At 52.6% G+C, this 20,186-nt stretch carries 17 protein-coding genes; 10 read left to right on the top strand and 7 right to left on the bottom strand.

Translation table 11 applies throughout. From position 1 onward, the window contains the following. The first annotated feature begins 4 nt into the window (after window positions 1–4). The gene (locus CRP01_RS08040; RefSeq protein ID WP_233752652.1) at window positions 5–1,147 is read left to right on the top strand and encodes an alkaline phosphatase; all 1,143 of its coding nucleotides are present in this window, start codon (window positions 5–7) and stop codon (window positions 1,145–1,147) included. Window positions 1,148–1,156: 9 nt separating this feature from the next. Here CRP01_RS08040 and CRP01_RS08035 read toward each other — a convergent pair whose 3' ends face one another. Then, complete coding sequence (locus CRP01_RS08035) at window positions 1,157–1,726, bottom strand: hypothetical protein (protein ID WP_143473313.1); 570 nt, start codon at window positions 1,724–1,726, stop codon at window positions 1,157–1,159. Window positions 1,727–2,148: 422 nt separating this feature from the next. Beyond that, window positions 2,149–2,595 (bottom strand): energy transducer TonB, encoded by a 447-nt coding sequence (locus CRP01_RS08030; RefSeq protein WP_099149504.1) that lies wholly within the window; start codon window positions 2,593–2,595, stop codon window positions 2,149–2,151. Between the two features lie 164 nt (window positions 2,596–2,759). On the opposite strand from CRP01_RS08030, the gene CRP01_RS08025 reads away from it, so the two are divergent. The 6 genes from CRP01_RS08025 (at window position 2,760) to CRP01_RS08000 (ending at window position 10,445) form a co-directional block, all read left to right on the top strand. Then, window positions 2,760–3,317 carry a hypothetical protein gene (locus tag CRP01_RS08025; RefSeq protein ID WP_099149503.1) on the top strand — a complete coding sequence of 186 codons (558 nt, stop codon included), beginning with the start codon at window positions 2,760–2,762 and terminating at the stop codon, window positions 3,315–3,317. Between the two features lie 393 nt (window positions 3,318–3,710). Further along, entirely contained in the window at window positions 3,711–3,995 is a 285-nt protein-coding gene (locus CRP01_RS08020; protein WP_099149502.1) for a hypothetical protein, read from the top strand. 89 nt (window positions 3,996–4,084) lie between these two features. Continuing rightward, on the top strand, window positions 4,085–5,866 hold the full coding sequence (locus CRP01_RS08015) for an ABC transporter substrate-binding protein (protein WP_099149501.1): 1,782 nt from the start codon (window positions 4,085–4,087) through the stop codon (window positions 5,864–5,866). A gap of 54 nt (window positions 5,867–5,920) precedes the next feature. Beyond that, window positions 5,921–7,672, top strand: a complete 1,752-nt coding sequence (locus CRP01_RS08010; protein WP_099149500.1) for an ABC transporter substrate-binding protein — start codon at window positions 5,921–5,923, stop codon at window positions 7,670–7,672. Window positions 7,673–7,688: 16 nt separating this feature from the next. Then, window positions 7,689–9,116: an ABC transporter permease gene (locus CRP01_RS08005; protein WP_099149499.1), complete on the top strand. Its 1,428-nt coding sequence runs from the start codon at window positions 7,689–7,691 to the stop codon at window positions 9,114–9,116. Between the two features lie 15 nt (window positions 9,117–9,131). After that, complete coding sequence (locus tag CRP01_RS08000; RefSeq protein WP_099149498.1) at window positions 9,132–10,445, top strand: ABC transporter permease; 1,314 nt, start codon at window positions 9,132–9,134, stop codon at window positions 10,443–10,445. Window positions 10,446–10,460: 15 nt separating this feature from the next. On the opposite strand, the gene CRP01_RS07995 is transcribed toward CRP01_RS08000, so the two are convergent. After that, window positions 10,461–10,832, bottom strand: a complete 372-nt coding sequence (locus tag CRP01_RS07995) for a hypothetical protein (RefSeq protein WP_099149497.1) — start codon at window positions 10,830–10,832, stop codon at window positions 10,461–10,463. A 159-nt stretch (window positions 10,833–10,991) separates the two neighbouring features. Between CRP01_RS07995 and CRP01_RS07990 the strand changes: the two genes are divergently transcribed. The 3 genes from CRP01_RS07990 to CRP01_RS07980 all read left to right on the top strand — a co-directional run bounded on the left by CRP01_RS07990 (window position 10,992) and on the right by CRP01_RS07980 (window position 15,142). Then, window positions 10,992–11,789: a helix-turn-helix domain-containing protein gene (locus CRP01_RS07990; protein ID WP_099149496.1), complete on the top strand. Its 798-nt coding sequence runs from the start codon at window positions 10,992–10,994 to the stop codon at window positions 11,787–11,789. Between the two features lie 115 nt (window positions 11,790–11,904). Then, window positions 11,905–13,269, top strand: coding sequence for a PDZ domain-containing protein (locus tag CRP01_RS07985; RefSeq protein WP_099149495.1), 1,365 nt, complete (start codon window positions 11,905–11,907; stop codon window positions 13,267–13,269). Between the two features lie 349 nt (window positions 13,270–13,618). After that, window positions 13,619–15,142: a serine hydrolase domain-containing protein gene (locus CRP01_RS07980; RefSeq protein ID WP_099149494.1), complete on the top strand. Its 1,524-nt coding sequence runs from the start codon at window positions 13,619–13,621 to the stop codon at window positions 15,140–15,142. A 206-nt stretch (window positions 15,143–15,348) separates the two neighbouring features. Here the strand turns inward: CRP01_RS07980 and CRP01_RS07975 are convergent, their stop codons facing one another. The 4 genes from CRP01_RS07975 to CRP01_RS07960 all read right to left on the bottom strand — a co-directional run bounded on the left by CRP01_RS07975 (window position 15,349) and on the right by CRP01_RS07960 (window position 20,167). Further along, window positions 15,349–15,696, bottom strand: a complete 348-nt coding sequence (locus tag CRP01_RS07975; protein WP_099149493.1) for a hypothetical protein — start codon at window positions 15,694–15,696, stop codon at window positions 15,349–15,351. A gap of 99 nt (window positions 15,697–15,795) precedes the next feature. Then, the gene (locus tag CRP01_RS07970; RefSeq protein ID WP_099149492.1) at window positions 15,796–18,252 is read right to left on the bottom strand and encodes an FtsK/SpoIIIE family DNA translocase; all 2,457 of its coding nucleotides are present in this window, start codon (window positions 18,250–18,252) and stop codon (window positions 15,796–15,798) included. A 164-nt stretch (window positions 18,253–18,416) separates the two neighbouring features. Continuing rightward, window positions 18,417–18,722, bottom strand: a complete 306-nt coding sequence (locus tag CRP01_RS07965) for a hypothetical protein (RefSeq protein WP_099149491.1) — start codon at window positions 18,720–18,722, stop codon at window positions 18,417–18,419. Window positions 18,723–18,754: 32 nt separating this feature from the next. Continuing rightward, on the bottom strand, window positions 18,755–20,167 hold the full coding sequence (locus CRP01_RS07960; protein WP_099149490.1) for a radical SAM protein: 1,413 nt from the start codon (window positions 20,165–20,167) through the stop codon (window positions 18,755–18,757). Window positions 20,168–20,186: the final 19 nt, after the last annotated feature.

Raw genomic sequence — 20,186 nt, 5'->3', positions numbered from 1 at the left:
TGGCATGATCCATAGGCTATTGTCTTTTTTACTGGTATTCCTGGTGTGGTCCTGTACATCACGGCAACCCGCCCTGAATACAGCAGCCGTTGCCGAACCGGCTCCCGCCACCTCGGAGGTCAAACTGGAGAAGCATCCGAAAAATATAATCCTCATGATCGGGGACGGGATGGGTATCACCCAGATCACAGCGGGTATGTACAGCAACGGTAACCGGCTGTACCTGGAAGAATTCCCCATAGTAGGTCTCCACAAACCCTACTCCTCCAGCAACCTGATCACCGATTCCGCGGCGGGCGCTACCGCTTTTGCCTCCGGAGTAAAAACCTATAACGGCGCAATCGGGGTGAGCCCGGATACCAGCGCGGCCAGAACCATTTTGGAAGAAGCCGAGGAACAGGGGCTGGCTACCGGTCTGCTGGCTACTTCCACCATCGTACACGCTACGCCGGCCGCCTTCATCGCCCATACGAGTTCCCGCAACAACATGGAAGACATTGCCAAATCATTCCTGGAAACGGAGATCGATCTTTTTATCGGAGGCGGCAAGAAATACTTTACCGAACGCAAGGACGGACGGAACCTGCTGGAGGAATTGAAACAAAAAGGCTATTACGTTTCGGACTATTCCGAGGAGGGCGTTACCGAACTGGTGATGGATTACAGCAAAAATCTGGCTTATCTGACGGATCGCACCGATCCCAAACCGCAGAGTAAAGGCCGGGATTTCCTCCGGCCGGCCGCAATGGCCGCTACTTATTTCCTCGATAACCGGAGTCCGGACAAAGGGTTTTTCCTGATGATCGAAGGCGCTCAGATCGACTGGGGCGGCCACGCCAACAGCTCCAATTACATTATCAGTGAGATGATCGATTTTGACGAGACGATCGGAGCCGTACTGGATTTCGCCAAAGAAGACGGGGAAACACTCATCATTGTAACCGCCGATCACGAGACTGGGGGCTTTGCGATCAACCCGGGATCGACGATGGAAAAGATCAAACCCGGTTTTACCACCGATTACCATACGGGCACCCTCATCCCGGTGTTTGCCTACGGCCCGGGTTCCAGTCTTTTCAGTGGGATTTACGAAAACACGGCGATCTATCAGAAAATGAAGACTGCGTTTGGTTTTACGGATCAGTAGCGAATCTGTTTATTGATCATTCTGCTTTTCCTTCTTCTGGGTAATTGCTACCACCGTCAGCACGGCGTAGATATTCACGAGGTCCGTATAGGCATTCGGGTTCTCCAGTCCGATATACTGCTTACCGTGGCAAATGACGGACTCATCGATCACCATCCCCAGTGAGGGGGTTTCTTTTTGAGAATATTCCGGATAGTAAAAGTAGACCCCTCCGGGCTTACCGAAGTTTTCCTGATCCGTGTAGTGTTTCAGCAAGTAAACGGAGCAATTTGCATCCCCACCGAAAACCGGCTCCTCGTATTCATCCATTTTTTCTCTCTCTACGCCTGGCGCGGAGACCATAGCGAGCAGTTGGGGATTCTTCCTGATGCGTTTGGCTTTTTTCAACTTTTGGGTCGTGCTCAGGGTGTAGAACCACCGGGTAGTATTCGGCGGCAGTTCAAAAGCGACACTGGTGTGCGGGGTACAGGCCCGCGTACCGAGGCAATAGATCTCGTTCACGACCAATACCGCTTCTTCCTGGGCTTTTGCGGTCAGCAAGAATAGCGTAGCGGTCAGCAGCAAGCATAATTTTTTCATCGACAGGCAAGATTATCAAGTGATCCAAAGGTGGGGCCCGAAGGTTGTGCAACCTACCTGGAGACTCCAGGATGGTGCTTATAGCTCTTAAAGTAACCAATTAAACCCAGATCAACTAATATATTTGACTGTCAGCCAATTACAATACAGAAATGAGAATTGATCTTAATTTGGAGGAGTTTTCAAAAAAGGAAGGGTAAGATCTGGAGGGCTGAAAAGTGATTTTTCCGAATGGTGGCTTGTCCCAACAGTTCCGACGCATACGGGGCTTGGATATTTATCCAGCGGATCAAAAGCCCGCGTGGTTCCGCCTTTGGGAGACGGAACCACGCGGAAGAACAGCTACACTGACGTAACATGGGTTTAGGCATCCTGGCTATCAAAAGCACCTCAGCACCAAAACCACTGTGCATCAGGTCTATTCAAAACAAGCTGAATTTTACCGGGGTAACGTAGCGAACGGCAATGTTGCGACCGCCCTGTAAAGCCGGCTGCCAACGCGGCATTTTCCGGAACACGGCCAAAGCTGCTTCATCACAGCCTAATCCGACACTTCTCAGGATTTTCATCTGGGTGATCCGGCCGTCATTTTCCACCACGAACTCTACCACCACCGTACCTTCGTGACCATGGCTGTAGGCCAATTCCGGATACTCGATGCTTTCCTGGATGAAGCGCACCATTTCTTTTTCACCACCGGGGTACTTTGGCAATTGATCCGCAAAGAGAAAAAAGGGAATGTATTCGGCAGTATCGGAGGGAATCGCCGTAGTTTCGGAGAGATCCTGAGCGGATGGGGAGTCTACCGGGTCAAAGGCATTAAAGGAAAGCGAAATACTCAGCGCATAAAGGATGATCAACGTTTTCATAGCATGAACATTTAGGGTTTGATTATTGTACTCAGGAAGTGTATTTGGTCGGACCGGTGATGGTTACCTGGTTTTAGCAATCTTTTAACACGCTTTAATCCGGCTTTAACCCCGGCGCACGGCCTTTTTCCCTATTTTCGATCCTAAATTTCAATCAACTACCAATGAAACAACTTTTCTACTTATGTCTGGCCGGGCTGCTGATCCTGGCCGCCGGTTGTAAAAAAGATGAGATCGATAACATCCTGAACTACGACGGAGATAATGTTACCGGTCCGGAACTGTCCGCCGGATACCACGAGCTGGGAGCCCGCTTCACCCCCGATATGACGGGGCCGTTCGCCGGTCGTCAACTGATCAGCGTTCAGTATTTTATGGGTTTGAAGCCCCAAGCGGCGGAGATCCGTATCTACGGTGAAAATGCGCCGAACTTCCCCGGCACCCTACTCTACTCAGCCGATATTACCGATGAGATCCGTACCCTGCGCTGGAGTGAACATACGCTAAGCACCCCGGTGGATATTGCGGAAGAAGACCTCTGGATCACCATTGGCGTCACCCACGCCGGCCTGCAACAATCACTGGGCTGCGATGCCGGGCAAAACTATACCGGTGAAGGAGACTGGCTGTTCCAGCCTACCGTTGGACAGTGGGAGACCTTCGCTAACCGCACCGGTGACCGGATCAACTGGAACATCCGCGGGGTCGTTTCCGAAGAATAATTACCAGCCGGACCCACATCTATCCAGCGGCTCTATTGGAAACCGCATTGCAAAATCACACAGGAGCTGTATTCCACTTATCTGATCGATAGTTGGTTTTTCCGGGAATATCATCCCGGCCAGGCCGCTGCCAATCCGGTGGGATACAGCTCCTGATCGTTTGGTCAGCTCCCGCAATTTTTCGCAATTTCTTCTTCTTAACACTTCTTCACATTTCCCCGCCGGGCCGCGCTTCCAGGTGTTCGATATCGAACACTTTTCGTTCGCGTTCGCACAGGAAATGAGACACTACCTTCACCACCCGCTTTTGTAATTAACTGAATAACAGTCAATTAAAATAATGGCACAGCGTTTGACTAATCTATTAGTAAAAAGATTAAAATTCAAGCGCAAATGTTCAGCAAATCCTTTTATTCGACGGTAAATCTATCACGCCTGACCACTCCGGCGGGATTTGCGTTGCGCTTGTTGCTGCCCGTCCTGATCATCTATATGTTGCCTACCGAGGAAGATTTCTTTCAAAATGTTTTCCAGGGTGAGGGACTGCTGCGGATCGCCCGTGCCGCCTGGACTTTTCGCTTCTCCTTCGCAGCCGCTATCAAAAAGGCCGGCTTATCCAGTCTGGTTTTCGGGGTGGAGGAAGTCCTGCAGGAAGTATGCCTATATTTCCTGATCTGAGAAGGGCCCTGCATCTATTCAAAATTCGGCCCAGCGGAATTATACTTTAGTCGGGAAAACTATTAATTTAGTGCCTTTATCGTAAAACCATGAACACCATGATCCAATCCCCTCTAAGGTCATTTTTCATAGCGCTTCTAACTATCCTGATCTTTACGGCCTGTAAAGATGAAACCAGTGTTCCCGACGATCAGCCGTTCAGTGTGACCGCCCGGATCCCCGCCGAACCGGACAAGTTAAATCCACTGATCACCTTCCAGGCGTACAGCCGCGTAGTCAACGAACAGCTTTTCCAATATCTGCTGCAATTTGACCCGGAAACCCTGCAAATGGTGCCCCAATTAGCAACCAGCCGGGCCGAAGTGAGTGAGAATACCGAAGGCCCCTACGTCGGCGGTGTTGCCTATACTTTTGAGATCCGCCCCGAAGCCCGTTGGGACGACGGCCAGCCGGTCACCGCAGAGGACGTAGCGTTTAGCCTCAAAGCATTATTCCATCCGGAGATCACCCCTCCGGCCATTCGTTCCTATTTTGATGCTTTTAAACATATAGAGATCGATCCGGACAACCCCAAAAAGTTTACGATCTATTCCAACCAGACCTACATGCTGGGCGAAGCTGCCTTGGGAGGGATAGCGGTAATGCCGGCCCACATATACGACGAAGCCGGAGTGTTGAAGGATATTCCGCTTTCGGACATGTCCGACGAAGCCAAAGCCACCGAATTGCTGGGATCTAATTCCGCTCTGTCGGATTTCGCCGCATCATTTACCTCCACCGAGCGGAGTCACGATCCGGCACTGATCAACGGTTCCGGTCCTTACCGGCTGGCGGAGTGGGAATCCGGTCAGTTCATTCGCCTGGAGCGTAAGCAGGACTGGTGGGCCGACGACGCCAAGGACAAAAATCTGACCATCACGGCTTATCCAACAGAACTGATCTTTAAGATCATCACCGATCAGACGACCGCGGTGAATGCCCTGCAGGCCGAGGAAGTAGAGGTAGCCGCCCAGGTGGACAGCCGTTCTTTCGTCCGTTTACAGGAAGATACTTCCTTCACCAACCGGTTCAATCTGTTCACGCCCCTGGCCTTTCAGATCTATTACATCGGTTTCAATACCCGCCTCCCGAAACTGGCGGATCCCAAAGTACGTAAGGCCCTGGCCCACGCTTTGGATGTGGATAATGTGATCGAGAATCTATTTGGCGGTCTGGCCGAGAGGATCGTGGCTCCGTTCCACCCCTCCCAGCCCTACTACCACAGCGATCTGCCGCTGATCGATTTCAACTTCGACACTTCCAAGGAATTACTGGCCGAAGCCGGTTGGGAAGATACCAACGGCAATGGTACCGTCGACAAAGTCATCGACGGACAACTGACGGAACTGAGCCTGAGTTTTCTGACCTCTACCAGCAGTCAGTTCGGACGGGATATGGCCCTGTTCTACCAGGAAGCCCTGAAGAATATCGGTGTGGAACTGGTGATCGACGCCAAGGAATTCGGCGCAGTGCGGGATGATTTCCGCCGCCTCGATTTCGAGGTATTCGCCGGTGCCTGGGCCCTGGAACCCATCCCCGATGATCCCAAACAGCTCTGGCATACGGAAAATGCTGCTCCCGGAGGCAGTAACCGCATGGGATTCGGCAATGCCGAAACCGATGAGTTGATCGCAGAGATCCGCTCCACCCTGGACCCCGATCTGCGCAATCAAATGATGCGGAGACTCCAGGAGATCATTTTTGATGCTCAGCCCGGTATCTTCCTTTTTGCCCCGCAGGAGCGTATCGTTATCCACAAAAAATTCGACGGCGAAGCTACCCCGCTGCGCCCCGGTTTCTTTGTTAATGATTTTCAGCTAAAAAAAGACTAACTTATCCCGTATCGACTTAAACCTTTTGCAATCCAATTTAACAGCCCTTTCTATATGAGATCCGATACCCCGTACGGCCGGTTGTTGCTGACTTTCGGCCTTTTACTTGCGCTGGTTTCCTGTAATAATGACTCGACTGTAGCTGATGATTCCTGCCAGCGTACCGGTAATGAACTGATCATCCGCCAGCAGGTGGAGCCCGACCGTCTCAATCCGTTGCTGACCTCCTCCGGTTACGCCAACCAGATCAATCAGCTCATTTTTCTAACGTTGGAAACCCTGGACCCGGAGAATCTGGAACTGGCGCCTATGCTGATAAAGCAGCGGCCGGCAGTAGAAACGACCGAATCCGGCGGTATGCGTTTTACCTTTGATATCCTCGAAGAAGCCAGTTGGGATGACGGCAGTCCGATTACGGCGCACGATTATGTATTTACCGTGAAGACCTCTTTACATCCGGGCTTGAATGCCGATCGTTATCGGCCCTATATCGGCATCATTTCCTCCATAGATATTGATCCGGACAATCCCAAACACTTTACGGTCACCACCCGTGATCAGGATCAACTTGGGGAAGAGTTCGTCAGTAATGTACTGATGATCATGCCGGAATATCATTACGATCCCAATGGTTTGCTCCGCGATATCCCACTGGAAGCCTTCGCCGATGAGGCGCAATTGAAAGCCCATACCACTGCTCTGGAAGATTTTGCGGCGCAGTTCTCGGACCAGCGGCTTTCGCGGGAAGCAGATGGGGTGATCGGCGGTGGTCCTTATCGGCTGGAAAGCTGGGAAACGGGCCAACGCGTGAATCTGGTAAAAAAAGACAACTGGTGGGGGGAAGATCTGGTAGACGATTACCCGGCTCTGGACGCCTATCCCGACCGCATCTCTTTTCAGCTGGTGGCCGACGGTGCTACGGCCGTAGCCGTTGTACAGGGTGAAGAGATAGATATGGTGCCCGAACTGGATGTGGAAAGTTTTGTCCGCCTGGAAAACGACAGTCTGGTCCAGGCCTGTTACAACATGGAATCCTTCCCGCAACTGGTCCGTTCGTTTCTCAGCCTGAATACCCGCTCTCCCAAACTGGCGGATAAGCGGGTACGACGGGCCATCGCTCTGTCCATCGATGTAGAAGAAGTGATCAGAGACCTCTATCAGGGTTTCGGCGACCGGATTAACGGGCCGGTACCGCCCTCCGTTGCATTCGCCAACAAGAAACTGGCCCTGCTGGATTATGATCCGGAACAAGCCAAAAATCTACTGACGGAAGCCGGCTGGGAAGACACCAACGGCAACGGTACCGTCGATAAAACGATCAACGGCACCCTTACCGAAATGGAACTGAGCTTCGAAATACCGGCCGGACGAGAATCTACCCAGCAACTCGGCCTATTGCTTAAAGAACAAATGCAGGCAGCAGGTATCGGCCTGGAGATCGAACCCGGCGACTGGAACGAGATCATGGGTCGCCATCGCAGCGGAGATTTTGAGATCGTTCCCATGGGGCGCACCTTCCCCTCTCCTACCGTGTGGAACCCCCGGCAGAATTACCACTCTCAGGGCGATAATCGCACCGGTTTCGGAAATGCTGAAACCGATGCGCTGATCGACCGTATACTCACTACATTCGACGAGCGTGAACGCTATGATCTGTATCGCGAACTGCAGGGGATCATTTACGAGGAACAACCGGAAATCTTCCTTTTTGCCCCCCGGGCCCGGATCGCCATCCATAAACGTTTTGAAACGCCGTTGATCCCGATAGCACCGGGATTTTTACCAAACCTGGTAAAGCTGAAGTAGATTGTAAAACTGATTTATGCTGCGGTATCTGATCAAAAGGCTGTTCCTGTTCTTACCCACCTTACTGGTGATCAGCCTTTTGGCCTTTGGCCTGAGTCGCTGCACCCCCGGCGATCCGATCCAGTGCTACCTTCCGGACAATATTGACGGGCAATTCGCCATGAGTCCGGCCCAGTACGAACGGGCCTATTCCCGGGAAGCGAAAAAACTTGGGTGGGACAAACCCGCCTTTTATTTTCGGCTCGGTCCGGCCGCCTATCCCGATACGCTCTACCGCATACTGATCCGGGGGCAGCGAAAAAATCTGGAAAACCTGATCGCCCAGTACGGCAACTGGCCCCAGATCCAGGCCTATTCGCGGCAATTGATAAAAACCCACCAGGAGATCAGTCAACTGCCGGATTCCCTGAATTCGGATGCATTGATCCGGATCCGGAATCTTCCCGGTCAGCTGCACCTGCGGCACAACGATCGGGCCATTACCAGCCTACTGGACACTCTTCAGTACTATACCGCTCAGGACGCTCGGGTCAACCGTAATATCGGCCCTTCCGTGCAGGAACTCGTTCAGCGCTACGATAACATTAAGGCGACGGCCACTCCGCACTTGCTGTATCTTCCCGGTTTTCACTGGTACGGTTTTGATAATCAATACCACGACTGGTTGGGCAATTTCGTTTCCGGCGACCTGGGGCGCTCCTGCAAGGACGGACGTCCTATATTCGATAAGATCACGGACCACCTACAGTGGACGCTGATCATCAACGGACTGGCGATCCTGATCGCCTATCTGCTTTCGATCCCCATTGGCGTGTACGCGGCATTTTACCGGGATTCCCGCTTTGACCGGATCACTACGATGGTATTATTTCTGTTGTACTCCCTGCCCAGTTTCTGGGTAGCCACCATGCTGGTGATCTTTTTGACCAATCCAACCTACGGTATGGACTGGTTCCCGGCAACCGGCTTGGGTAATATGGGGTCAATGGCTTCCTTCTGGGATCGCTTCTGGGATACGGCCTGGCACATTGTGCTGCCCGTATTTAGCCTGGCCTACGGCGCTCTGGCGTTCATCAGTCGGCAGATGCGGGCCAGCGTACTGGAAGTGATCAGTTCCGATTATATCCGGACCGCTCGGGCCAAGGGGCTTCCCGAAAACAAGATCATCTGGAAGCATGCCTTCCGGAATGCGCTCTTCCCGCTGATCACCCTATTTGCATCGGTTTTCCCCCTGCTGATCGCCGGTTCGGTGGTCATCGAACGGATCTTTAATATACCCGGAATGGGGCTGTTACTCATTAATTCCATCAACTCCAAAGACTGGCAGGTGGTCTACGCCATTTTAATGATGGCCGCGGTGGTTACGATCCTCGGGATCCTGATCGCCGATGTTCTCTACGCAGTCGTGGATCCCCGGGTGAAATTTGGTAAACAAAAAAAATAAGGTGCAGATCACCAGATGATATTCGGAAAGAAACATACCGACCAATTAGCTGAAGAACTGGAACAAACTTCCGGCGATCAGCGGTATTGGGCCCTGGTCAAACAGCGATTCCGGAAAAACCGTCCGGCAGTATGGGCGTTGCGCACCTTATACGTCCTCGGATTTATTGCCATTTTCGGTGACTTCATCGCCAATGAGCGCCCCATCTACTGCAAAGTGGAAGGCACCACCTATTTTCCCGTTTTCCGGGAATTCCTGGTAGATCTCGACCTTGCCAAACCTTATCCGCGTTTTCTGACGCGGTCCTGGCTCGATGTAAAAAAGGAGTACGAAGCCGTACTGCTCCCGCTCATCCCCTACTCCTTCGATACCCAGGATCCCGACAACCGCAATTATAAAGGTCCGCTGGAAGAACAGGAGGTCAGCTCCTGGCGTTATCGCCACTGGCTGGGCACCGATAACCTGGGCCGGGATGTTGCTGCCGGCCTCGTCAACGGTACGCGTACGGCCATGCTCGTAGGGATCATCGCGATGGGCATAGCGGCACTGATCGGTATCAGTCTGGGAGCGATCGCCGGATATTTCGGCGATGACCGGCTACGCTGGTCCCGGGCGAGAGTGATGCTGAATGTGCTCGGGGTGGTACTCGGGATATTTTACGGATTCACCGTTCGGACCTATGCCCTGCAGGAAAGTGAACATCTGTTTGTCGACCTGCTGATCAGTCTGGGCATCTTCGGTGCGATCCTGGTGCTGTTCAACGGTCTGGCCTGGCTACTGGAGCGGTGGTCCGTGGCGGGCAAAAAACTTCGCGTACCGGTGGACCTGCTGGTAATGCGTGCCATTGAGATCAAACGGTCCATACCAACGCTGTTGCTATTGCTGGCCATATTGGCGCTAATCTCCCGTCCGAATATCTTTTACGTCATGGCGATCATCGGTCTCCTCGGGTGGACCAGCATTGCCCGTTTCATGCGGGCCGAGATGTTGCGTATTCGCGCTCTGGATTACATGGAGGCCACCCGGGCTTTGGGATATTCCAATCGCCGGATCCTGTTCCGCCACGCCATTCCCAACGGTCTTACTCCGGTATTGGTCACGATCGCGTTCGGTATCGCCGGAGCCATCCTGACCGAAGCGTCCCTTTCCTTCATCGGTATCGGCATGCCACCCGACCAGGTCACCTGGGGGACCATGCTGTTTGCGGCCCGTTTTGCCCCCTACGCCTGGTGGCTGGCCATCTTCCCGGGCTTTTTCATCTTCATCACGGTGTTGTCATTCAACCTGATCGGCGAAGGACTTACCGAAGCGATCCACGCCCGCCGGTAAAAGGACCGTGATTCATTACTTCAGATCAATATTCGCCCAGGGCGTATCCAGATCACTTATCGTAACCAGGTAGGTGTACTTGCCGGGTTCCAGCAAACTTTCTCCTACGTAATCAATCGGCTGGACTACGAAATCCGAGTCACCGATCTTGAAGGAGAGATAAGCGTAACGGTACGCCTTCTGGTAAACCTTGTAGTCCGACTTGTCCCCTTCTTTCAGGTCTTCGTACTCGTGAGTATCCTCCGGGCCGCCCACCGTAATGGCGGTCATATCGTGGCCGGTCCCGTTCTCGATCCGGATCAGCACCATCTTATCTTTTTTGCAGCTTCCCAGGCCTAAAGCCAGGACTACCATCAACAGGGCGACTATCAGGCTAATTTTTTTCATGGTATTTTTTCTAAAAAGACCGGTCTTCTGCCGAAAAAGGTTGGGATTTTTTCTTTTATAATAGACTTTTTTGTTTGGCCCGCGTCCTTGTATAAAAGATAGAGTAAACCCAATGGCCAATTACGCCTCCAGCTCCCTGTACATTGCAAAAGACCCGACATGAAAAAACATACTCCGCCCGCCGGTTTAAGGTCCTATCGTCGCTTTTCACAACTGCGACTGTTGGATTACGAATACGATCCTGGAGAACGCACTGACTTTCACAAAGACCGGATCCCCCGGATCAGTATTTTGCTGCGGGGACAACTGCAGGAGCGCCTCCAAACCCAGGAAGCCTGGGCCAGTCCGATGAGTGTGGTCATTAAACCGGCCGATGCATTGCACGCCAATCAATTTGGTCCCGGCGGTGCCCGGATCATTTCCATTATTGCCCCGAATGGCTGGCCAGATTATCTGGCGGAACATTTCCTGAACCAGTATGCCTGGTTCCACGGCCGGCCAACCATCAGTGCAGCCAGTGATTTTCTGCAGGAACTTGTCGATCTGAAAAACGAATCCCAGTTGGAAACCGCCCTGATCCAGCTGGTGGCCGGCTTGTCCGAAGAACAAAGTCCGCATAAAGATCCGCCTTCCTGGTTGCAACGGGTGGCCGAACAGCTCGAAGACCAATACGATGAAACGATCCAGATCCGCCAACTGGCCGCAGCTTCCGATGTGCATCCGGTCTACCTGGCCCGCATCTTCCGCCGGTATTTTCATTGTAATCCCAAACAGTACCAGTCCCACTTTCGCCTGCGCCGGGCGCTCGATCATTTGACCCAGCAAAAACCCCTGGTCCACGTAGCGCTGGACAATGGGTTTGCCGACCAAAGCCATTTTACCCGGCTGTTCAAATCCAGTATAGGAATGAGCCCGGGCAGCTTCCGGAAATTAGTGTTCAGGATACAGCAATCGTGAGTTACCGACGACGCACTCGAATTAAAATTTTTGTTGCTTCGTGCAACATCAGCTAAAAGTAGTGGTCTTTAGCATTGTATCCTCAGAACATTTTTTCACACAAAATCAGGATTCTATGAAAATTTTTACCCGACTCTGTTTGGGGCTGCTATTCCTATGCCTACTCGGAACGAACGGCCTCTTTGCCCAGGAAAAACAACAAGTCGAGATCCGCGAACTCAAAAAAATAAAAGAGATCAAGGAGATGAAACATCACGCGATGATGGAGCAGATGCACCACAGTGATGTTCGCGCCGATCGCCCCCTGATCGGTATTTACACCGGTCATTCGGATCAGGGCGTGGAGATCAGCAGTACTGTCGGCGGTGGTGGCGCGGCGGCGGCCGGCCTGGAAGCCGGAGATGTGATCACCGCGATCAACGGCCAGGAATTGCGCAATGTACGCGACCTGCAGGTGGAACTTTCCAAATACCAGGGTGGCCAGCAGATCGCCGTTACTTACCAGCGAAACGGACAGGCCCGGCAGGCGAACGTAACGCTGAAAGCCAAACCCAACATCCGCGCCGACCGGCCGTTGATCGGTATCTATCCGGAAGATAACGAAGGCCAGGGTGTGCGGGTAGACGATATTTCCGCTGAAGGTGGGGCCGTGAGCGCCGGTATCCGGTCCGGAGATGTGATCACCAAGATCAACAACAATGCGATCAACAGCCTGACCGACCTGAAAGCCGAGCTTTCCAAATACGAAGGCGGCGATGAAGTAAATGTGGAATACCTGCGCGACGGACAGGCCCGGCAAACCCAGGTAAGCCTGAAAAAACGCACGGAAAACCGCAACACCAGCTGGTCCCGCGACCGCGATCCCTGTGCCGTCTTCATCGGCGTTTCCCTGAGCGGTAACGGTCCCGACGGCCGCGGCGTACAGGTCAGCAACATTATCGATGATACGCCGGCAAAAGAATCCGGCGTGAAAAGCGGAGATGCGATCCTCGCCATGGACGATGTTTTCGTCAATACCTTCAATGAATTGCTCCACGAACGTAACAAACATCAGCCCGATGACTTCTTTACCCTGACCGTACTGCGCGAAGGAGTAACGATCGACATCGATGCCCGTTTTAAGACCTGTGCGAAAGAAGAACCCAGTCCGGAAAATCCCGAAGAAGAGGTAGAGGAAGAGATCGAAGCGCCGCAGGATATTATCATTGATAATTCCCTGAAGGTGGAACAGTGGAAAGCCTATCCCAACCCGGCCTTCGGTACGCTGAATGTTCAATTCCAGGCCGAAGCGGTACCCACCACGGTAAGGCTGATCGACGCCAGAGGCCGGGCCGTTTACCGGGAAAACATGAACCAGTTTGACGGCTACTACAACCAACAGATCGATCTGACCGATATTGCTCCGGGTAGCTATTACCTGCAAATTCGCCAGGGTGATCAATTTGTTACCGAAAAGATCGTAGTGGTACCTCGCGCCTAGAATACAGGTCGCAGCCAGGAAACGAACTATTAGTCGCTGCTTACTGCCAAAACATATTGGTAGACATTAAGTATCCGGCCCTGCCGTAGAAACGCCCATACTACTGGACAAAATGAGAAAGACCGGGTGATCCAGAGATCGGGAGAAGGTGGGAGCGCATTGCTTCTCTCTCTTTCTCTGAATCTTCTGGTCTCCCGCTCTGCCCATTTTGACAAAATATCCGGTAGTATGAGGAACGTCCTACGGCGGGGCTTTTTTTTATTCGCATGGGATTAACTTTAGCGGGGCGGAGGTTTCATTTGTTCAAGACTCCGGTGCCGAATGCCTCTATCTTGCGCTCAAAAAAACTATGCACCGTTCAAAACTTTGGGGTTTAGTATTGGTTACGCTGCTTTTGTCGGCAGCCCGCCTGGTTAAACCCGACCATCTGGAAAAAGATACTTTTGTGACCAACGCTGATCAATTTTACGCCGAATCCATGGCCCTGCTCAAAGGGGTTCCCGGAGCATCCGTAGTCGTCGTTCAGGACGGAGCGATCCGTTATCAAAAAGGATTTGGCTACGCCGACGTGGAAGATCAGCTTCCCTTTACCCACGAAACCAATTTCTACATCGCCTCCTGTACCAAGGCCTTTACCGGACTGATGGCGGCCCAACTGGACCACGAAGGCATCCTAAGTCTCGATGACAAACTCGCCGACCATTTCCCCGAAATCGACTTCCACCCCGATCTGCCGATGGATAAGATCCGGCTTAAGGACCTGCTGACCCACAGCTCGGGGCTGGCCAACGATCCGATCGGCTTCCGGGTAGCCTATTCCGGAGAACACGATCTGGAAAAGCTGATCGATCTGCTGCGGGTAAGTGAACCGAACCGGGAAGGGTACGGCAACTTCCGCTATACCAACATCGGCTACAATATTTACACCCTGGTCGTGGAAAAAGTAACGGGTCGCCCCTGGCAGGCAGTGCTCGAAGAAAAAGTATTCGATCCCCTGGGTATGGACCGGACGACAGCCTATATGTCCAGGGCGGACAAACACCAGTGGCCGCTGGCCGCCCCCTACGTGGCGATGAGTCCGGACGAAGCCCAGCGGGTCTATTTGCGCAAAGAGGACAATACTATGCAGTCCGCCGGAGGTCTGATCACCAATGCATCGGATCTCGGCCGGTGGCTGATCATGCAATTGAGTGCCGGCCAGCTGGACGGGAAGCAGGTTTTTCCCGAAAGTATGATCAAACACAGTCAGCAGGCCCTGGTCAGCAACGAAGAAGACCGGGAACCCTTCCCTTCCGAAGGTTACGGTCTGGGTTGGCACCGGGGTACTTATGAGGATAAGGCCGTGGTCTGGCATTACGGTGGTTTTCCCGGCGCATTGACCCACATTTCCTTTATTCCGGAAACCAATACCGGAGTGGCGGTTTTCATCAACGATGCGGCATCCGGCTACCAGTTGATGAACATATTCGCCAATTTCGCCTACGATTTCCTGGAGAAAGGAGAAAGCATTGTACCGGCTTACCGGGAAAAGATCACGGAGCTGGCCGGATCCCTGGAAAAAAGACGGGCGGATTTCAAAGCCGGACTCGAGAAGCGCAAGGAAAGAAGCTGGCAATTGGCTAATCCATTTACATTTTACAGCGGCGTTTACCAAAATGACCTTTACGGCACTTTAAAGATTGACGGGAAAGCTAAAACGCTCAAGGCAAGTCTGGGTAATCTGCACTGCGAAGCAACGCCCTTCACCCAGGAAGAAACCGCCCGGGTGGAACTGATCCCCTACCGTGGCGAAGTGATCAAGTTCGTTTATGACGAAGCGGGGAAACTGAGTGGTCTGGAATACACGGAGGCCTTTTTCGAAAAGGTGGATTAAGGTCTGAATTCACCGCCGTGGCGGTGCTGACATAATTTACCCTAAATCAGTGTTGGATTTGCCGTTGGCAAGTGTGTGTTTAGCGCAATAAGTAACAAAGGATTCACCGCGAAGGTGCTGAGACGCTAAGTTTTTATGATTTTGCCTTCTGCAAAATCATAAAAACTTAGCGTTCTTGACGACTGTGAAGGCAGCCCATTCAATATTCAAACCAGATCTTCCGACAACAGATCCTGAATACGGGCAAAAATAGCCGCAGAGTCCCTGACCTGCTCGCGAAAATGTTCTTTGCGCTGGTAGCGGTCGTACATGCCAAAAGAAGATTTCGGCAAGACCGTATTCCAGATGGTTCGCTTTTCTTCCTCCGCCTTGATCGGTTTCAACTTGCTCAGTACACGCAGTACCTGCACATCGAAGACCTGATCGTAAATATCCTGCTCGAGCGCTTTGCTCAGGCGCGCAAACAGGCGCACGTCGGCATCGAAGTTATCACCCTGCTCGATCTCTTCGGCCAGGTACTGGATTTCATCGAATTGTCGGTTGGTCAGCGTCATACTTGCGATGTAGAAATTTGAGAAAGTCTATTTGTATACGCCGGTATGGCGGTACCGGCCAGGTTTATCGTAGAGGTAGCAGATGATCGGTTTGCGGTATTATTTCCGCTCCCGCAGGTCTTTCAGGAACCTTTCCAGTTCGATCTCATCGTAGACCAGTACTTCCCGGGCTTTACTGCCTTCGGAAGGACCTACGATACCCATTGCTTCCAGTTGATCCATGATCCGGCCGGCCCGGTTGTACCCCAGTTTCAGACGACGCTGGATCATCGAGGTAGATCCGTGCTGATTGGAGACGATCAGGCGGGCGGCATTTTCAAATTCTTCGTCCAGATCGGCATAAGTAAGGCTACCGGCACCCGGTATTTCCTCATCGTCACCGTGGTATTCCGGCAGGAAGAACGGCTCCGGATAGCCTTTTTGCTCAGCGATAAAGTCGATCACCTGTTCTACTTCCGGGGTATCCACAAAAGCGCCCTGCAGACGTACCATTTCGCCGCCGACGGACAGGAGCATATCCCCCTGACCGATCAACTGGTCCGCACCACCGCTGTCCAGAATAGTCCGGGAATCCACCTTGGCCGTCACCTTGTAGGCGATACGGGCCGGGAAGTTGGCTTTGATCACCCCGGTGATGATGTTCACCGACGGACGCTGGGTAGCGATGATCAGGTGAATACCAACGGCCCGGGCCAACTGTGCCAAACGGCCGATCGGTAATTCCACTTCCTTACCGGCGGTCATAATAAGGTCCGCAAATTCGTCGATCACCAGTACGATGAACGGCAGGAAGCGGTGTCCCTTATGCGGATTGAGTTGTCGTTTGACAAATTTCTCGTTGTATTCCTTGATGTTCCGGGCCCCGCCTTTTTTCAACAGATCGTAGCGGGTGTCCATCTCGATACAGAGCGAGTTCAGGGTATGGATCACCCGATTGGTCTCCGTGGTGATCGGTTCGTCCTGACCGGGCAGGAAGGCCAGAAAATGGTGTTCCAGCCGGCTGTAGGGGAACAATTCCACCTTCTTCGGATCGATCAGGACCAGTTTCACCTGCGAGGGGTGCTTTTTGTACAGCAGGGACACCAGAATGGCGTTGATACCAACGGACTTACCCTGACCGGTAGCACCCGCTACCAGCAAGTGGGGCATTTTCGCCAGATCCACGACGAACACCTCGTTCGAAATGGTTTTTCCCAGACCGATGGGGAGGTCCATTTTGGCCCGCTTGAACTTATCGTGGGCCAGCACCTCGCGCATGGACACCATCTGTTTTTTCTTATTCGGTACTTCAATACCGATGGTACCCTTACCGGGAATGGGCGCAATGATCCGGATGCCCAGAGCGGCCAGACTCAGAGCGATATCGTCTTCGAGGTTCTTGATCCGGGAAATACGCACGCCCGGTGCCGGTACGATCTCGTAGAGGGTAACGGTGGGCCCGATGGTTGCCCGGATCTTGGTGATCTCGATCTTGTAGTTCAGCAGGGTTTCAATGATCTGGTCCTTATTCTGCTCGAGTTCCGCCCGGTCAATCTCCACTTTCTGGTCGGAATAATCCTTCAGCAGCGGCAATACCGGGTACTCGTAGGAAGACAGTTCCAGCGTTGGATCGTAGGGTTCGGAATGATCCTTATTTTCCATAGACGCGGCAATATTGGCCGCTCCCGGCTGCGGTGCCGGACCGTTCTGCTCTTCCAGTTGGGGCGTAGCTTCCTCCGCTTCCTGGATCTCGAGTTCTGCGTCTCCCGTGCGGAGCGCTTCCGCTTTTTTCCGGGCTGCTTCCTTTTTCTCTTCCAGTTCAAAGGCGAGTTGTTCGCCGCGGGCCGTCATGGGTTTGGGTTCGGGTAAGGATGAGGGCGTATTATTGTTACCCGGTCGCAATGTAGGCGGATTGTTAGTAGCGGTATTTTCCGCTCGGCTGGTACTGCGGGCCGGTTTGCGGGAGATCAGTCCGGTCAGGTAATTTTTCAATTCTTCCACGGCCTGATCGAAGGTAAGTTCGCTGAAGTTCGGATTGAGTTTCCAGATCAGCACCATGCTGATGAGCAGCAGGAAGAGGAAGATCAGCCCGATCGTACCGACAAAATTTTCCAGCCAGCCGGCTACTCCTTCCCCGAAAGCGCCGCCCCAGGGAAATTCTCTTTGTCCGAGAACGAAGTCCAGAAAGATCGCCGCCAGCAGGATCAGCAGGACCGCTCTGGATAAAAGCGGTACAAAGCGGGCCATCGGCCGCCGGTGGATCAGATGGATACCCAGGCGAACCAGCACGTAAACGAAGCCGAAAGAAGCCAGTCCAAATCCCCAGTAAAAGAACTTATCAGATATGATGGCCCCGAGCCGGCCCAGCCAGTTGGCCATTTCCAGATCGGTGCGCAGCAGTTCCCAGGAAAAGTCAAAAACCTTATCCTGGTCAATTTTCCAGGTAAAGAGATAGGAAGTAAAAGCAATGAATAAGTATAGCGCAAAGAAAAGCGACAACACGCCCAACAACTTTGGAACCCGCTCATCATTTAACCCCAACTTAAGCTGTAATTGCCCTTTTTTCTTTTTTGCCATAACAAATCCTGGTGAAAGACTACCGCGCAAGATTAAGGAGAAAAGTGCAGCTAATCCAATTTTTTTGGATCAGATATGCAGCAAACTCCATAAACAGGTGGCGCCCAATGTCGTTGCAGAGTACAAAAGTAGGGATTATCTACCGGAATTTGAAGCTGTTTTTATCAACCTCCCAACAAGGCGCCTCCACCCAGACAAGAGGAAAATCCGATGACTCCCACGATAAAAAGACTTATGAGATGAGAGACTCCCAACTCTTTCTCCCCTTTAACAAATTTTATGATCATAATGATCAGTGTAATCACCGCATGGGCACCTACGGCGTACAGCATGATGAATGCGTAGTAGAGGGCCGGAGTGTCATAACCACTGCCGCCCCGCGCCGTAAGGTAGCTGAAGAGCATGATCAGAATGGAATAAGCCAGGAGGACCAGGAGGTGAATACGCAATACTTTACCGAGGTATTTCATAATTTGAGTTTTTAGGCGTTTTCAGACCAGCATTATAAGGGATTTACAACCGGCAATTCGGAACGCAGATAATTCAGATGCGCTTCCTTGAAAGCATCCCGGTAGAACAGGTTCATCGTCTCAAACGGGATGATCCGACCGTCCGGATGCACGATGTGAACGCAGCTTTTCCGGATGGCCCGTACATCAAAATCATAAGCGTCCATAAAATTCATGATAATGATCCGGAACAGGTTGTCGTACCCCAGCCCGGGCGCCTGGATCTGCGGCAGGCAACACAGCAGTTCGTGCATATCCCCTTCAATGGCATCCACGGAGTGAGCGGTACTGAAGATCTTCAGCACCTGTTCGTGCAGATGCGGATCCTGTTCGTACACAATGGTATTACGGCTGTTATCCAGCAAACGGGCCGGATCGATAAAGCGGGTCAGGGGCTGCACCTGGCCGTCCACCTTCAGAGCGTAAGCCATCGTGAGGGCATCCGGGTTGCAGGGAACCGGGATCAGGTCATTTTCCTGAAAGATATCGCTCTGATCCAAAATGGCCTGCCGGACTTCCGTGGGCGTCAGCCGGTCCGTAGCCGGATCAAAATTTTCCGTACGCCCGGCCACCTGGGTTGGCTGGAAAGTAATGCCCCGCACGCAGGGCTGTTTGAGTGCAAAATCAATGATGGTACCGATCTCATCGTCGTTCATGCCCTTTTGCAGGGTGACCACCAGGGTCGTCGACAGGTTAAACTCATTTAGATGAGCCAGGGCCTGCAGGCGGGTCTCCAGCAGATCTTTGCCCCGCATGGATTCCAGTACCTCCGGCCGGAAGGAGTCAAACTGCAGATAGATCTCAAAATCCGGCATATAGGAAGCTAGCCGACGGGTAAATTCCCGGTCTTTGGCAATGCGGATCCCATTGGTATTGACCATCAGGTGGCGGATGGGCCGGGCCTTGGCGAGGTCCAGGATCTCGAAGAAATGAGGATGAACGGTCGGCTCTCCCCCACTGATCTGCACCACATCGGGCTCGCCTTCGTTTCGCACAATAACGTCGAGCATCCGCTCGATCTCCTCCAGACTGCGATGATGTCCGTGGGTCGGAGAGGATTCCGCGTAGCAGGTCGGGCACGTCAGGTTGCAGCGATCGGTTACTTCGATCAGGCTCAGGCAACTGTGCTGCTCGTGATCCGGGCAAAGGCCACAGTCGTATGGGCAGCCGTAGTGAGTTTTGGTATTGAACCGAAGCGGATATTCGGAAGCTTTATTGTAATTGCGGATGTTCTTATAATACGCCACGTCGGTGGCAATGAGTACCTTCTGCCGGCCGTGCTCGGGGCAGCGTTTGACCATGTAGACCTTTTCGTCCTCAAAAATGATCTTGGCTTCGATCCGTCGCAGGCATTCGGGGCAAAGGCTGAGCGTGAAGTCGTAATAGACGTATTTACTGACGGGCATTTAGGTGGTTTTTGGTTGA

The organism is Flavilitoribacter nigricans DSM 23189 = NBRC 102662, from assembly GCF_002646595.1.
GTDB lineage: Bacteria > Bacteroidota > Bacteroidia > Chitinophagales > Saprospiraceae > Flavilitoribacter > Flavilitoribacter nigricans.
Note: the sequence above shows the minus strand (reverse complement) of the source record. Positions and strands in the feature narration are given on the sequence as shown.